1 protein-coding gene is annotated in these 711 nt (G+C 45.0%); it reads left to right on the plus strand.

The genetic code is table 11. The annotated features are described in order from the left end of the window. A partial coding sequence (locus VT06_RS16945; protein WP_046555510.1) for an ATP-binding protein occupies nt 1-256 on the plus strand: 256 nt, incomplete at its 5' end. Nucleotides 257-711 lie beyond the last annotated feature (455 nt).

Here is a 711-nt window from a genome sequence, read left to right on the forward strand (position 1 = left end):
CTTAGATGATTGGGGCCTTGAGGGATTTAAAGGTAAGCAAGTCAGCGATTTACTGGATGTGATTGAAGATCGCTACGAGCAACGCAGCACGATTATCGTAAGTCAATTACCGGTATCGGAATGGTACAGCCTGATGGATAACCCGACCGTTGCAGATGCGCTGTTAGACCGACTGATCCACAACGCCCACCGACTGGAATTAACAGGTGAGTCACAACGTAAAAAAACACTGGTTCAGGATGAAGAAGTCGGGTAAAAAGAGAGCATAAACGAAGGTCAGTTCATGCTGGCCGGATCACACCGAAACGCCTGGCCGGATGAAACCGGAACAGGTGGCCGGACAAACCGAAATACGCAACCTAGACCGGCCACCGTAATTGTCGCTTAATAGTCTTCAGATGAATCTGAACACTCTGACCATTTTTGAATAGGTAATAAATATAAACCTGTTTTACATTTATTACTAAATTTGATTGATAGTTGATTATATCTCTAATACTGATTCAGATTTTGCCGGTTTGGAGAGGTATGCCTGATATGCTGAGAGTGATATTGAAGTGGACTTTTTAGACATATCATTTGGGGGTTTTGGCGGCAAAATTGAGGAAAAACGTATGCGTAACAGCAACCACACCTTCGGCATGATTGCTGTTTAGCTCAGAATGGCAGCAGCTTCGCCAGTTTGTCTGGCGTATCGGCGGTAGGCAGCTC

The organism is Arsukibacterium sp. MJ3 (assembly GCF_000987765.1).
GTDB lineage: Bacteria > Pseudomonadota > Gammaproteobacteria > Enterobacterales > Alteromonadaceae > Alishewanella.